13 protein-coding genes, 2 tRNA genes and 2 pseudogenes are annotated in these 13,190 nt (G+C 66.0%); 9 read left to right on the top strand and 8 right to left on the bottom strand.

Annotated elements, in window-relative coordinates; translation table 11 throughout:
- Window positions 1–96: 96 nt before the first annotated feature.
- Window positions 97–462, bottom strand: a complete 366-nt coding sequence (locus tag ESZ52_RS00120; protein ID WP_131103139.1) for a hypothetical protein — start codon at window positions 460–462, stop codon at window positions 97–99.
- Between the two features lie 311 nt (window positions 463–773).
- On the opposite strand from ESZ52_RS00120, the gene ESZ52_RS00115 reads away from it, so the two are divergent.
- Both ESZ52_RS00115 and ESZ52_RS00110 read left to right on the top strand, forming a co-directional pair.
- A complete protein-coding gene (locus ESZ52_RS00115; RefSeq protein WP_238154389.1) occupies window positions 774–1,022 on the top strand; it encodes a helix-turn-helix domain-containing protein in 249 nt (82 codons plus the stop codon).
- Window positions 1,019–2,239, top strand: coding sequence for a site-specific integrase (locus ESZ52_RS00110; RefSeq protein ID WP_131103138.1), 1,221 nt, complete (start codon window positions 1,019–1,021; stop codon window positions 2,237–2,239). Before ESZ52_RS00115 ends, ESZ52_RS00110 begins: the two co-directional genes overlap by 4 nt.
- Before the next feature lie 57 nt (window positions 2,240–2,296).
- Here ESZ52_RS00110 and ESZ52_RS00105 read toward each other — a convergent pair whose 3' ends face one another.
- From ESZ52_RS00105 to ESZ52_RS19555, 4 genes and pseudogenes are all read right to left on the bottom strand, one after another.
- Window positions 2,297–2,560: a type II toxin-antitoxin system RelE family toxin gene (locus tag ESZ52_RS00105; protein ID WP_131103137.1), complete on the bottom strand. Its 264-nt coding sequence runs from the start codon at window positions 2,558–2,560 to the stop codon at window positions 2,297–2,299.
- The gene (locus ESZ52_RS00100) at window positions 2,557–2,817 is read right to left on the bottom strand and encodes a type II toxin-antitoxin system Phd/YefM family antitoxin (protein ID WP_131103136.1); all 261 of its coding nucleotides are present in this window, start codon (window positions 2,815–2,817) and stop codon (window positions 2,557–2,559) included. Before ESZ52_RS00100 ends, ESZ52_RS00105 begins: the two co-directional genes overlap by 4 nt.
- Window positions 2,818–3,188: 371 nt before the next feature.
- Window positions 3,189–3,995 (bottom strand): SDR family NAD(P)-dependent oxidoreductase, encoded by an 807-nt coding sequence (locus ESZ52_RS00095; RefSeq protein WP_131103135.1) that lies wholly within the window; start codon window positions 3,993–3,995, stop codon window positions 3,189–3,191.
- A gap of 85 nt (window positions 3,996–4,080) precedes the next feature.
- A pseudogene (locus tag ESZ52_RS19555) lies at window positions 4,081–4,293 on the bottom strand (transposase); the annotation flags it as partial.
- Window positions 4,294–4,544: 251 nt separating this feature from the next.
- On the opposite strand from ESZ52_RS19555, the gene ESZ52_RS00085 reads away from it, so the two are divergent.
- From ESZ52_RS00085 to ESZ52_RS00070, 4 genes and pseudogenes are all read left to right on the top strand, one after another.
- Entirely contained in the window at window positions 4,545–7,103 is a 2,559-nt protein-coding gene (locus ESZ52_RS00085) for a protein kinase domain-containing protein (protein WP_131103134.1), read from the top strand.
- Between the two features lie 336 nt (window positions 7,104–7,439).
- Window positions 7,440–7,916, top strand: coding sequence for an HIT domain-containing protein (locus ESZ52_RS20045; protein WP_425600058.1), 477 nt, complete (start codon window positions 7,440–7,442; stop codon window positions 7,914–7,916).
- A gap of 853 nt (window positions 7,917–8,769) precedes the next feature.
- Window positions 8,770–9,087 (top strand): annotated as a pseudogene (locus tag ESZ52_RS00075) (ISL3 family transposase); the annotation flags it as partial.
- Window positions 9,088–9,299: 212 nt separating this feature from the next.
- Window positions 9,300–10,349, top strand: coding sequence for a Fic family protein (locus ESZ52_RS00070; protein ID WP_202865383.1), 1,050 nt, complete (start codon window positions 9,300–9,302; stop codon window positions 10,347–10,349).
- 154 nt (window positions 10,350–10,503) lie between these two features.
- Here ESZ52_RS00070 and ESZ52_RS00065 read toward each other — a convergent pair.
- From ESZ52_RS00065 to ESZ52_RS00060, 3 genes are all read right to left on the bottom strand, one after another.
- A tRNA-Ala gene (locus tag ESZ52_RS00065) sits at window positions 10,504–10,576 on the bottom strand.
- 64 nt (window positions 10,577–10,640) lie between these two features.
- Window positions 10,641–10,772, bottom strand: a complete 132-nt coding sequence (locus ESZ52_RS19550; RefSeq protein ID WP_238154388.1) for a DLW-39 family protein — start codon at window positions 10,770–10,772, stop codon at window positions 10,641–10,643.
- 36 nt (window positions 10,773–10,808) lie between these two features.
- Window positions 10,809–10,885 (bottom strand) — tRNA-Ile (locus tag ESZ52_RS00060).
- 163 nt (window positions 10,886–11,048) lie between these two features.
- Between ESZ52_RS00060 and ESZ52_RS00055 the strand changes: the two genes are divergently transcribed.
- Genes ESZ52_RS00055 through ESZ52_RS00045 form a run of 3 tightly spaced genes read left to right on the top strand, consistent with a single transcriptional unit; the run spans window position 11,049 to window position 13,078 of the window.
- Complete coding sequence (locus ESZ52_RS00055) at window positions 11,049–11,984, top strand: ABC transporter ATP-binding protein (protein WP_131103132.1); 936 nt, start codon at window positions 11,049–11,051, stop codon at window positions 11,982–11,984.
- Complete coding sequence (locus ESZ52_RS00050; protein ID WP_131103131.1) at window positions 11,981–12,832, top strand: ABC transporter permease; 852 nt, start codon at window positions 11,981–11,983, stop codon at window positions 12,830–12,832. Before ESZ52_RS00055 ends, ESZ52_RS00050 begins: the two co-directional genes overlap by 4 nt.
- A gap of 6 nt (window positions 12,833–12,838) precedes the next feature.
- Entirely contained in the window at window positions 12,839–13,078 is a 240-nt protein-coding gene (locus tag ESZ52_RS00045) for a helix-turn-helix transcriptional regulator (protein WP_131103130.1), read from the top strand.
- Window positions 13,079–13,190: the final 112 nt, after the last annotated feature.

Raw genomic sequence — 13,190 nt, 5'->3', positions numbered from 1 at the left:
GTGTTCGAGGCAGTCGTCGGTGTCGTCAGCCGTCGTGACCGTGTAGAGGACACTTCGTCCAAGAGGCATACATGTGGAGCGACCAGCGTTACGCCATCACGTCCCCGGGGTCTCGTCCTCCGCGTCCTGGTCGTCCTGGCCGCGCAGCTCGGCGTCGGCCTCGGCGGCGAACCGGACCAGCTCCTCGCGCTCCTGCGGGGACGGTTCGTGGTCCATCCCGAACTTCGCACCGACCGGCAGCTTCACCAGGGTGCCCTCGCCCGCGTCACGCGACCCCGGCTCGTCGAACACCTCGCCCTCGCGGTCCGGCTCTTCCGCGTGGATGACAGGACCCCGCTCCTCGTCCTCGTCGTTGCGGTGACGCCACTCATCGACGTCACCGTGGGGGTGCTTCTGCACGCCGAGGGCTTGAGCCTCCTCGTGGGCGGTTCGCCCCTGGCCGTGGTCCGGGTCGTTCGGCATCGTCAGTCCTTGGCTTCCTTGTGTCTGGGCGCCCATTCTCCGCCAGGCTAGTGGATCGGCGGACAAGACGGCGTGCAGGCAGTCGTCCTCCCCTGTCGGTCCGGAGGCCACCGGAGAACTCACATAACCGCAGGTCGCAGGGCTGCTCGAAAACAGTCACCAAGAAGTGAGTCCCAGCGGGGGATCTCGTCGCTTTAGGGGATGAGGCAAATTCGTCGTCGGGTGGGTTATCCACAGGGACGGTTGAGTGCCTTTCGGGTAAGTACGGGATCTGGCCTACTGGAGGTTGGTCCCTGACGAAGGGAGTGGACATGTCAACGATGGCAAGCGGGAGTTCGGGGCAGCGGAGCAAAGCACCGGTCGGGCCGCTGCAGCGGCGGTGGTACAGCGTGCCCGAGGTGGCGGAGATGCTCGGTTACGGGCCCACGAAGGTGCGGATGCTGTGCATCTCCGGCGACCTGCGCTCGCTCAAGGACGGCGGGTCCCGGCGCATCCTGCCGGCGTGGGTCGACGAGTACGTCGCCAAGCGGGCGGCCGAGGCAGAGGCGGACTGGCCGTGAGCCGCCGGGCCAACGGGGAGGGGTCGATCTACCCGTACCGGAACGGCTTCGCAGCACACGTGTGGATCACCACCCCCGCGGGCCGGCGCCAGCGCAAGTCCGTCTACGGGAAGACTCGGCCCGAGGTGCACGAGAAGTGGCTGCGGCTGCACGAGCAGGCGCGGCGCGGCCCCGTCGTCCCGGTCTCGCCCAAGCTGCGCGACTTCCTCGAACAGTGGCTGGCGGAGACCGTCCGCCCCGGGCTCTCGCCGGCCACGGCGAGCAACTACGAGATGTTCTCCCGGCTGTACATCGTCCCAGACCTGGGGGACCGCAAGCTCGAGAAGCTGTCGGTCCGCGACGTCCAGACCTGGGTCGACGAGGTGCGGGTGCGGTGCCAGTGCTGCTTCCAGGGCAAGGACGCCGCACGACCGGAGCCGCAGTGCTGCGCACGCGGTCACTGCTGCCGCGAGGTCGCCTCGGAGTGGACGGTCCACCAGGCGTGGCGTGTGCTCCGCGGAGCCCTGACCCAGGCGATGCGGGAGGAGCTCGTCTTCCGCAACGTGGCCGCGCTCGTGCGCGTGCCCGTGCCCCGGGCGAAGCGATCGACCGTGTGGTCGGTGGACGACGCACGGCGGTTCCTCGAGTCCGCCCGTGTTGCCGGGGATGCGATGTATGCCGCCTACGTGCTCCTCCTCGTGCTCGGGCTGCGACGTGGTGAGGTGCTCGGACTGGCGTGGGAGGACGTCGAGCTGGAGCAGGGCGAGGCGTACATCGCCTGGCAGGTCCAGCGGGTCGACGGCCAGCTGCTCCGGCGGCGGACAAAGACCCCCTCCTCGGACGCGCCACTGCCCCTGCCGGAGATCGCCGTGGCGGCTTTGCGTCGGCACCGGGCTGAGGAGAGCCGGCGACGGCTCGCCGCCGGCGACATGTGGGGCGACTGCGGCCTCGTCTTCACCACCCGCCTCGGCGACCCGCTGGACCCGCGCAACTTCCACACGGCGTTCAAGACCCGGGCGCGCAAGGCCGGTGTCCCGATCGTCCCGGTCCACGCCACGCGTGGGACCTGCGCGAGCTTGCTCGTCTCGCTCGACGTGCACCCGCGCGTGGCGATGGCGGTGCTGCGGCACAGCAGGATCTCGATGACCATGGAGGTCTACTCCCAGGTCTCCTCCCAGGCCACGCGCGAGGCCCTGAGCCAGCTCGGCGGGCGGTTGGGTGATAGCTCGGCGGGGTGAAGCGGCCTCCATGCCAGTGGGGCGAGCGAAGAGGTCACGGTTCCGGCGCCCCGGGTGTCAGCGGCGTTGGTAGATGCCCCAGCGGTGTCCGACAATCAGTATCAGGACCAGCAGGACTCCGTCGCTGGCCTCGTAGACGATCCGGTGATCACCGGTGCGGACGCGCCACTCCCCGTCGCCTCCGACCAGCTTCTTTGCTGCTGCGGGACGGGGTTCGTGGGCGAGCAGCTCGACCGCGGCCTGCACACGCCGACGCGCCGAGCCGTCGGGCTTGCCCAGTTGGCTCGCCGCAGACGGGCTCAACTCGATCCTGTAGGTCATGCCAGACCGAGGTCAGCCTTCACTTGCTCCCAGGGGATCGTGCCCTCGTCCGCGATCTCCGCACGCGCGAGGCGAGCGGCCTCCAGATCGGCCAGGTCCTCGGCCGCCTCGATGAGGCGATCTAGGTCGTCGGCGTCGATCACAGCGGCGACCCGCTGGCCGCGCCTGGTCCGGTAGACCGGGTCGTGACGCACTCGTGCCTCGTCGACGACGTCCGCCAGGCGTGCGCGCGCATCGGTCACGGTCAGTTCCTTCACGGCTCCAGTGTGCGCCGAACAGCCGGAATGTACATATCGGCGCGCAATCCAGCCCGGTGCGGGCCAGCGTCGCCCTACTGCTTCTCGGCGACCTCCCGGGCTGCGCTCTCCGGAGCGTGCGGGGCACCGTCGGCAGGTCACCGTCGATGCTGATCACCCCCACCAGACAGCACCACCGACCAGGTCAGGCCCCAGATTGACTACCCAGAGACGGGCAGGGTGCTGCCGCTGATCGTGATCGTCACCCTGTGGCACCGCCTTGGGGAGCGTGGCCGGAGTCCCAGGCCACTCGCGGGGCGCTGCGCCAGCTCGGCGGACGGTTGGGTGATGACCCGGCCGGGTAGGCACACCACGACCGGCCCGGCGAGATGTCAGCGCAGGTGGCTGGCCCCGTTGAGGTCGAGGACCGCCCCCGAGGCCCACTCCGCCCGTGGGTCGGCCAGTGCGAGCACGGCAACGGCGACCTCGTGGGGCCGGGCGACCCGGCCGAACGGGCTCTGCGCCCGGGTGGCCGCCGCCCGGTCCCCTGCCAGCGCATACCCGGCCATCTCGGTCTCGATGAAGCCCGGGGCTACCGAGGTCACCGCGATCCCGTGCCGACCCAGGCGCAGCGCCATCGACTGGCCGAAGGAGTGCAGGCCGGCCTTGCTGGCGCCGTAAGCCGGGATGTCCGGTTCGCCCCGGTAGGCGCCGCGGCTGCCGACGTTGACGATCCGCCCGACGGGGACGCCGTCTGCGGGCGGCGCGTCGATCATGTGGCGGGCCACCTGCCAGGTCAGGTGGGCCGGGCCGAGCAGGTTGGTCTCCAGGGTGCGCCGCCATATGTTCACCCACTCGGGGTAGGAGGTCTCCTCCAGCGGGTGGTCGCCGCGCCGGCCCCTGCCTTCCCACGGAGCGGTGAGAATGGCCGCGTTGTTCACCAGGACGTCGACCCGGCCCAGGGCCCCGATCGCCTCGGTCGCCAGCCGCTGAACGGCGTCCGGGTCGGCGAGGTCTGCCTGGACGACGGCATGCCCGTCGCCCGGGAGAGAACGGCATACCTCGTGCGCGGCCGCCTCGCTGCCCAGGTAGTGGACGACGACCCGGTCACCCCGCGCCGCGAAGGCGCGGGCCACCGCGGCCCCCACCCCCCGGGAGGAGCCGGTGACCAGGACGCCGCGGGAGGGATGGGAGCTCATGCCCCATCCTGTCACCGCCCAGGTTCCCGCTACGCAGATCGTTCGGAGGAAGACCGGGACCATGCTCCAGTGCGCACCATGGGGCGGCGGCGGTGGATAGGGTCCGGGACCGGTGCCCGTTGCGCTGAGCAGTCCGGGCCTCGGTACGTTCGTGCGGCTCGGCCCGGATCATCGAGGTCAGCTCGGCCTCGATCAGCGCCTGGTAGATCGTGGCTGCAAACTCTCGGACTCGTTCGGCCACATCGGCCTCCTTCATCGCGTCGAGGATCTCTAGCAGTGCAGACTGGGACAGGGCCATCGCGTGGCTTCCCTTCACGTCTTCCTCGGCGGGTACACGCGAAGACTCGCGCGATGGTCCCCTCACGTCAGCGAGGACGCGACTTGCACCACTGGAAGGGACGTCACCGGGGGCAAACGCAACCGCCGCCGCCCTCCCCCTCCCTCAACGGGCCCCTCGGCCCGCCGCGCGCGTGTCCCTTACGTCTGTCGGTGTGAGGTGAGAGGATCGATGCAACGTCGCACGGGCGGCCCACGCGAGCAGGAGGACAGATGCCGAAGGTGACCGAGCCGACCTTGACCCTGCGCCTTGGTGAAGCCTTCGGGGAGGGGCGTCTCCACGTGATTTGCTCGGCGGAGCGAAAGAAGACCCCAAGGACCAAGAGGGCCCAGGCGCTTGGAAAAGGGGGGGCCGGCAGTGTCTACCCCTGCCTATACGGCACGCATGAACAGCCGCGTGCCGTGAAGTTCCTTACGCTGAACAAGTTAGATGAAGGCAGAACGGGTCGAAGAAAGGAAGATTTCGAGCAAACGTTCGCTGCCGAGCGGGCCATTCTGTCGCAGTTGTCCCATTCCCACATCTCGATCTTTCACGAGGATGGCATACACACCGATGACGCCGGGCGGGAATGGCACTATCTGATTACGGATCACGTGGCGGGTCCCATGCTAGAAGACGCGTTGAAGCAGACCACCATCACTGGCGACGACGTTTACAAGATCGTAAGTGATTTGCTAGATGCAGTTAGCTATCTACACCATCATGGCATATATCATTGCGACATCAAGCTCGATAACATACGAATGCGGGCCGCCCGCCCCAAGCAATACGACGTCGTTTTGCTCGATTGGGGCGCTGCGCAAGTTCTACACACGGAAGCTAACGAGACCCCGTCGGCAACGACGCTGGAGCTCGACATTGACCCACGTAGCCGCCGCAGATTTATAAGCACTTCCGACATCACCCACGCGCGGCATTTGCCATACCTGAATGGTGGGACCTACTCACCACAGGAGTTGCGCGACGTCGTTCCGCAACATGAGCTGCACACTCTGGGTGTCCTGCTGGAGAAAATTATCTCGCCCGCTGAGCCGTGGTCCCAGGAGGTTCGAACGAAACTGGGCCGGACCTTGGGAGAACAAGGCGTCCAAGTCCTAGACGAAATGATTCTCGACTTACGCTCATCCCCCACAGGGGACGGTTACAGCACAGTCGACGAGGTGTATGCTGACTTCAAGAAGCTGCATCGCAACTACCTTTCGCCCGCTGGTGTTCCGGAATTATCACTCGCTGCGGAGTTCCAATATTCGGTGCCCACCGCCACGGGCAGGGCTGTAATGACTCGACGTATCAGTGAGCTGACAGACCATCGTCTTCTGAACCGGCTTCATCAAGTCCACCAATTAGAAGCGACCTACCTCACCTTTCCCGGTGCCACACACACGCGCTTTAGTCACAGCGTCGCCGTCCTGCGAAACACCCGGTACTACGTCAGCCACCTCCTGAACGATAGTCGATTCCGCCGTCAGGCCGAGCGAGAAGATCTCGAAGCCACGCTGCTATTGGCGCTCCTTCATGACGTGGGCCACTTTCAATTGAGCCATATGTTCGAGGATCTCGCAACTGATCAAGCTGCGGACAGGACGGCCGCCAGTTGGCGCGAACTCGAGGCAGACATACCCACGGACGATACGCTCTTTGCCGATGTCTTAGGCAGCCCTAACAGCCGTCTACGCGGCAACTTTGGTGAGGCGATCCAGGCCCGCGCCGCATCGTTCACAGAAGAAAGCGAGGGGCCGTATGCGACGCTTTGGGAGATACTCATCGAGGGATTCGGAGAGTCCACCGCGCACTCGCTGATCCGCCTTCACGACGTCATCTATGCTCAGAAGAAGCCGGAGGACGCCACCCCCGCCCAAAGGGTGTTGGCGGCGGTTCTCTCGTCCGACATAGACGCTGACAAGACTGCCTACCTTGTGGAGGACGCCCAACGAACTGGGGTCCCCTATGGGATGGGCGTGGATCTGGACGGCATCTTGGGCAACGTGTGCATGCCCACGCCCGACGACTTTTCTAGAGTTGCGCCAAACCCTGTCATCGGCATACGGCGAGCAGGGGTGCAGGCAGCGCAATCAGTGGCGGTAAACCGGAACCAAATGCTCTCTCAGGTGTACTGGCACTATAATAACCGCGCCATAACTGCGATGGTCAAGTATCCGATCATGCGGCTCTTAGCGGAGGGCTCGTTCAACTTACCCGACTACGTTACGAGGGCGCTATTCTCTTCGCGAGACGAATGCCTGAACTCGATCAGCGAACTGTTCTCCACAGTTCAGGGGGACAAAGAATTGAATCCGATACGTGGGCTCCTCGGCGGGGGTCGCTCTCTGTATAAGCGAGTATGCGAGGTGCACCCCTCCCGAGTCGATGAAGCGAGGGAACTGAATAACCATCTCGTCAAGCGTTCCTATGATCAGACTCTCGCAATCCAGTCCAACCTGGCGGAAGAACTAAGCGCAATCTCGCAATTCCGTGGAATCAGGGAGGGCGAGCTTTTACTGGACATTCCCTCTAAGGAGCGGGAGAAGCCCTCTGGAGAGCGCGGCGGGAAGGTTTTCGTTTACGACCGAAAGCAGGTAGCAGGCCAAGGGAACGACCTCAAGACGGAGTCCCCCTTATATGGGGGGCTAAAGGAGCAGCACGAAGACGTTAACAAGATCAGCAGGATTTTTGTTAGCCCTCGATTCTCACATCTCGTCGCCGATGTCGAGATGCGCCAACAAGTGGCCCAGCTCCTGGTTCGGAGCCTGAAAGCGGAGGTTGGAATGTGAAGACGGTGAGTACGGCGTACAAGGTCGAGGCTCCTAAGCAGGACAGTTCTGCTGCGGGCACCTTCCTCGTCGCGGATTCAGCGGCACGGGAGTTTCGTATCGAATGCTCCGACGGCTTGATCCTAATCGTCCATTCGCCCACGGTAGTGGAGGGTTCTCGCGTTGCCGTGGTAGTGAAGGATGTTGAGGGCCACGACGGTGGTGGGCTTGAACGGTTGCGCGGATCAATTCTGAACTTCGCCAGCGGTGCACGCTTCGGCCCGCGTATTCCACTTAGTTGTCCTGCTTCCTTACCCAACGGTAAACTGGGCATGCTCAGGGTGCCTGGTGTGTTATATGCTGGTTAGTCGATCCTATTCGGGACAGTCTGTGCCAAACACCTCGACTTCGACCACGCCTGGTTCGTGTATATTCTGTACGCGCAGGCCAATTCGACACTTGGGAGAGGTCGGAGTTTGGCCACACGAGGACAGTGCTGTCCGGTCGTGGATGATCGCCCCGCTCCGGCACGTGACCGAATTTGAAGCACTCCTGGACGCGGATATACTCTCTATCCACGCGGCACTCCGTGAAGTCCATAGAGAATGGAATGCTGCGGAGCGGGGGGTTGGTACAAACGTCGTTTGGAATCTCGGCGGACTCGCGGGTCAGTCAGTGGAGCACGTTCACTGCCACGTATTGCAAAGAGCAGCTGACGGACCTCTTCCTGGGTACGGTTTGCGCTGGTGGATCAAGAAAGATATGCGCGGAGGTTTCTTGCTTCGAGCATATGCCAGACTCAATCCTCAGGTGCCGCCTGTGAGGGGTTCGTGATCGCTGGCCAATCGGAAGAGCGTGTGCTGGCCTGCGTGTCGAGGCTGTCTCGAACGTACGAAACTGGGTCTGTGGACACCTCGTCCTCAGCGCACAAGCCGCGGCCGGTCGCCGGAGGCTCGACCGAAGACGTGCGAAGACGCGTCCTTGCTGCGGTGGCCCTACTGAATGGCTTTGACCCGCCTGATATGTCCGTGGACGTACTGTTGGCAGTTAACACTTGCCTCGTAGGTTCGAACTTACGAAACGGAGGGCTGCGGGACTGGGATGCGGAACAGTTTGGGTATATCCGACATGCCAAGGTGGCTCACGATCTCAAACTTTTTGCCGATCGTTTAAGACGCATGCCTCCCAACAGCGATGCGGATTCCGCCCGCCAGGCCTTGTTCGACGTTCACTGGAGCATCAATCTGCGCGGCCACTACTTTCAAGATGCATGCGGCCGAACCGCAACGGTCGTTGGAGCTTGGGCGAATGTGTGGATGGTCGGTAGCGTCCTCCCAGTTCCAGAAAGGCGTTCGTACTTAGCCGTTGCGACGTCGACCGACCCTGTTTCGGCGTTCTTGTCCGCGTGTCCTGCTGGTTGGTGAGAGGAGGCCGCAAGCATGTCAGCGCGGGTTCTCGATCCCCTCGCGGCATGTCTTATGGTTTCAGCGAGCCAGAGAATCGCACGGATCGAGGGCGTGATGGTCCAGGATGGTAAAGGGGCTCTTCCCAACTGCGGTGGGGGTGATAGGTTGAGTGGCTCTTCACAGATGAGGGTGTAGCGGGCGCGGGCGCGTCGGTCCGGATGTAGGCGTCGAGGTCTTCCGAAGATGGGAGTTCTCACGCAATCCATCCGAAAGACGTCGACGTGGCTGACGCTACCTTCACGCGCCCTGACCTAACCACCTTCGCCCGCCTGGACGGCCTCGGACTGGAGGTCGCCGGCCAGCTGCTCGAACCCGACCGTGCGGTGCTCGCCTGCCGGGTCGTCGAACCGGACGACTGGTGCCGGCGATGCGGCTGCCAAGGCGTCCTGCGGGACACCGTGACCAGAAAGCTGACGCACGAGCCGTTCGGGTGGCGCCCCAGCACGCTGCTGATCACCGTCCGCTGGTACCGCTGCGCTGAGTGCTCTCACGTGTGGCGCCAGGACACCACCCACGCGGCCGAGCCACGCGCCAGGGTGAGACTTGTCCGCTTACTGCACATCACACCGACGAAGTTGCTGTGAAGTCCGTGTAGATTGACATTGTGGACATCGAAATGATCGGGACCAAGAGCACCGGGACTCTCGTGCCGATCTCGGGTGTCGACCCACGATCCGGGGAGTGGACACACTCCGCCTTCGTTCCCGCGCCCCTGACGGAGGACTTGCCCGACCTGAGCTCTCAGACATGGATGCGAGTCGCCGACGCGCGCGCTGCCCTGGCGGCACTGGACAGCACGGCGCGTCAGCTGCCCAACCCCCAGTTGCTCCGGCGACCCTCGCTGCAGAGGGAGGCCCAGAGCACCTCGGCGCTAAAGGGCACGTACGAGCCTCTGCACGCGGTGCTGACCGCCGACGACGAGGGTCCGGTGAGCCTCACGATGCGCGAGGTGCTCAACTTCGTGAGGATGGCCGACCTGGCCTTCGGCTGGGTGGACGAAGGGCGCACCTTGTCCGTCCCCATGCTCGCCGAGCTGCAGCAAACGCTGGTCCGCGGCACCCCGGCGGAGAGCCCCTCGTCCGGGCAGATCAGGACGATCCAGGTCGTCATCGGGCAGCACCGGACGGCTGCCGTCGGGGAGCTCCCGGTCAAGGCCGCCAGGTTCGTCCCCCCTCCTCCCGGGTTGGACCTCGAGGCGAACGTGTGCGACCTGGTGCGTTGGATGGCCGCGGACCACAAGGACACCATGGACCCGGTGGTCGTCTCGGCGCTCTCGCACTACCAGTTCGAGACCCTGCACCCGATCCACGACGGCAACGGACGCATCGGCCGCCTTCTCATCGTCCTGCAGCTCTATGCCTCTGGGGTCCTCAGCGAGCCGACCCTCACAGTGTCGCCCTGGTTCGAGGCACGACGCACCGAGTACTACGACCGCCTCCTGGCGGTGAGCTGCGCCGGCGAGTGGGACCAGTGGATTTCCTTCTTCGCCCAGGGCCTCGAGGAGTCGGCCCAGACCACCCGTGGGCAGATGCTGAGGCTCGTCGATGTGCATGCCAAGCTGAAGGAGAGGGTCCGCGCCTCGTCTCTCCGCGCGGACAAGGCCCACACCCTCGTCGACTACGCGGTCGCACACCCCTCCTTCACGGTGCGGCAGGTCGAGCGGGACCTAGAGCTGTCCTACGGCCGGGCCAACGGCCTCGTCGCTCAGCTGGTCGACCTCGGCGTCCTCTCGTCAACGGGTGAGACCTACCGCCGCCGCTTCTTCGCCCCTGCCGTCCTCGACGTCCTTCTCAGCACATGAGGCGACCGTCAGCTCGCCGGACGTCTCGGGGCGCCGCAGATGACCCCATACCTGCAGGTCAGGCCCATGATCGACGCGTTTGCAGCCGTACTTTCCTGGGGTACGGGGCACGAAAGGGCCCTCCCCGCAAAGCGGGAAGGGCCTCTGACCTGGGTGGAGGCGAGGGGACTCGAACCCCTAACCCCCTGCTTGCAAAGCAGGTGCGCTACCAATTGCGCCACGCCCCCGGGGGGTCTTCAGTTGTGCCTGCCGCTGCCCGTCCCGGACAGCGAAGGGTGGTGCTGGCCGCGGTCAGCGACCGGAGTCGGTGGGCACCTCGTCGGTGGCCTCGGCCCAGAGCTCGCGCTCGGCCTGCTGGTCCTGCATCTTCTTCAGCGCGGCCAGACCGGCGGCAGCCGCGGCGAGGAGGAGGAAACGCTTCATACGATCAGCTCCCTGGAAGGGTCGGGATCAGCAGGGTGGTGGGCCTAACTGGACTTGAACCAGTGACCTCTGTCTTATCAGGACAGCGCTCTAACCGACTGAGCTATAGGCCCGTGACGACGTCCTCACGAGGTGAACACGCGCGACGATCGAGATTACCGTACAGACCGCGACGGACCAAAACAGCCCAGCCCGCCGGGCGGTGAGGACCGAGACAGCCGTGCCGGGCACCGTGACAGTTGCACAGTCTGTAGTACTCCTACTACATTCTGACGCATGATCACTGAGCAGACCGCCATCCGGGCTCACGGAGTGACGATGGCGTACGGCGACAAGGTGGTCCTGGACGACGTGCACCTGGAGATCCCGCAGGGCCAGGTGGTCGCGCTCCTGGGGCCCAACGGGGCGGGCAAGACGACCACCATCGAGATCCTCGAGGGCTTCCGCCGCCCCTCCAGCGGACAGGTCGAGGTGCTCGGGCAGGATCCTGCCAGGGCCCCCGAGGCGTGGCGGGCCCGGGTGGGCATCGTGCTGCAGAGCTGGCGCGACAACGCCACCTGGCGGGTCAAGGACCTGCTCGAGGTCGCCGCCGCCTACTACGAGCCCTACGGGGACGAGCGCACCGAGCGGCCCTGGCCCACGGACGAGCTGTTGGACCGGGTCGGCCTCACCGAGCACGCCCGCAAGCGCATCGACAAGCTCTCCGGCGGGCAGCGTCGTCGCCTCGACATCGCCGTCGGGCTCGTCGGACGCCCCGAGGTGCTCTTCCTCGACGAGCCCACCACCGGCCTGGACCCCGGCGGGCGGCGGGACATCCACCACCTGCTCGCCGACCTGTCCGACCTGTCCACCACGATCCTGATGACCACCCACGACCTCGCCGAGGCCGAGGTGGTCGCCGACCGGATGCTGGTGCTGGCCGGCGGCCAGCTCATCGCCGACGACAGCCCCGACGCGCTGCGCCTGGCCTTCTCGGCCAACAAGGAGGTGCGCCTGCGCCACCGGGGCACCGGTGAGGTGAGCGTGCACCCGACGCCGGACCCCACCGCATACCTGACCGAGGTGCTGGGCACCCGCTCCGGCGAGGTCGAGGTGGTCGAGGTCCGGGGCGCGAGCCTTGAGGACGCCTACCTGGATCTAGTCCGCCGCGCCGAGGCCGGCGAGGACTTCACCGACGTCGCCGACCTGCTCGCCGAAGGAGCCGCCCGATGAACCGCCGCATCCCCGCCTCGGTCGTCCGCGCCGCAGCCCGGCAGGCCCAGGTCGCGATGACCCGCAAGTACACCAGCCCTCAGGGCCTGGGGGCCATCGGGACCGCAGCCTTCCTCGTGGTCATCATCTGGTTCTTCCGCGACACCGAGTTCATGGATGCGGTGGGCGCCGCGGCCTACCTCTTCGCCGGCTTCCTGGCGCTGACCGTCGTCTCCGGCGCCATGCTGACCATCGCCAGCGAGATCCAGCTCGAGCGGGAGTCCGGCACCCTGCTGCGGGCCAAGGCGATCCCCCACGGCATCACCGGCCACCTCCTGGCCAAGCTCATCTCGGTGCCGATCGAGCTGGCGATCGCCATCGTGCCGCTGCTCATCGGCATCGCCCTCATCGCCCCCGAGGCGCTGCCCTCGGGTGCTGGGCGCTGGGTCGTGCTCCTGGCCACCATCCTGCTCGGCACCACCTCGATGCTGCCCTGGGGCGCGGTGCTCGGCTCGATCTTCCGCTCGATGATGGGCATCAGCGTGGCCATGCTCGTGATCTACGGCGTCACCGCGGTCTCGGGCTTCTTCTTCCCGGTCACGATGCTGCCCGGCTGGGCGCAGGCCCTGGTCCAGCTGACCCCGATCTACTGGGTCGGGCTCGGCATCCGGGGCGCGATGCTGCCCGACGAGGCGGCCGCCCTGGAGATCGGGGAGGTATGGCGCAGCGAGCTCACCGTGCTCGTGCTGGTGGGCTGGGCGGTCCTCGGGCTCGTCCTCGCCTCGGTCTTCCTGCGGCGGATGGCGCGACGGCAGTCCGGGTCCGCGGTGGCCGCGGCCCGCGAGCGGGTCATGGCGCGGGGGTACTGAGGGCGGATGGTCACTGCGTCGTCGTCCGAGTCCATCCACAACCGCATCGCCATGCTGCGCGCCGAGCGGGGGATCAGCCGCCGCGAGCTCGCCGAGGCCCTGGGTGTGCACTACCAGACCGTCGGCTACCTGGAGCGCGGCGAGTATGCCCCGTCCCTGCACCTGGCGCTGAGCCTGGCCGCCTACTTCGAGGTGCCGGTCGAGGTGATCTTCTCCCTCGAGCCGTTCCCACGCCTGGGCAGCTGAGCGCGCCCGGACGGTGCGAATCGCGCGCCCGGTCGGTGCGAATGGTGCGCCCGGTCGGTGCGAATGGTGCGCCCGGTCGGTGCGAATGGTGCGCTCGGTCCGGGGCCGGGGC

It is taken from the genome of Ornithinimicrobium sufpigmenti, assembly GCF_004322775.1.
Lineage (GTDB): Bacteria > Actinomycetota > Actinomycetes > Actinomycetales > Dermatophilaceae > Ornithinicoccus > Ornithinicoccus sufpigmenti.
This window is presented reverse-complemented; position numbering and strand designations above follow the sequence as displayed.

Coding starts and splice junctions, on each gene's coding strand:
- ESZ52_RS00120 (WP_131103139.1), bottom strand. CDS start 462: ATGCCGAACGACCCGGACCACGGCCAGGGGCGAACCGCCCACGAGGAG.
- ESZ52_RS00115 (WP_238154389.1), top strand. CDS start 774: ATGTCAACGATGGCAAGCGGGAGTTCGGGGCAGCGGAGCAAAGCACCG.
- ESZ52_RS00105 (WP_131103137.1), bottom strand. CDS start 2,560: ATGACCTACAGGATCGAGTTGAGCCCGTCTGCGGCGAGCCAACTGGGC.
- ESZ52_RS00095 (WP_131103135.1), bottom strand. CDS start 3,995: ATGAGCTCCCATCCCTCCCGCGGCGTCCTGGTCACCGGCTCCTCCCGG.
- ESZ52_RS00085 (WP_131103134.1), top strand. CDS start 4,545: ATGCCGAAGGTGACCGAGCCGACCTTGACCCTGCGCCTTGGTGAAGCC.
- ESZ52_RS20045 (WP_425600058.1), top strand. CDS start 7,440: ATGCTGGTTAGTCGATCCTATTCGGGACAGTCTGTGCCAAACACCTCG.
- ESZ52_RS00070 (WP_202865383.1), top strand. CDS start 9,300: ATGCGAGTCGCCGACGCGCGCGCTGCCCTGGCGGCACTGGACAGCACG.
- ESZ52_RS19550 (WP_238154388.1), bottom strand. CDS start 10,772: ATGAAGCGTTTCCTCCTCCTCGCCGCGGCTGCCGCCGGTCTGGCCGCG.
- ESZ52_RS00055 (WP_131103132.1), top strand. CDS start 11,049: ATGATCACTGAGCAGACCGCCATCCGGGCTCACGGAGTGACGATGGCG.
- ESZ52_RS00050 (WP_131103131.1), top strand. CDS start 11,981: ATGAACCGCCGCATCCCCGCCTCGGTCGTCCGCGCCGCAGCCCGGCAG.
- ESZ52_RS00045 (WP_131103130.1), top strand. CDS start 12,839: ATGGTCACTGCGTCGTCGTCCGAGTCCATCCACAACCGCATCGCCATG.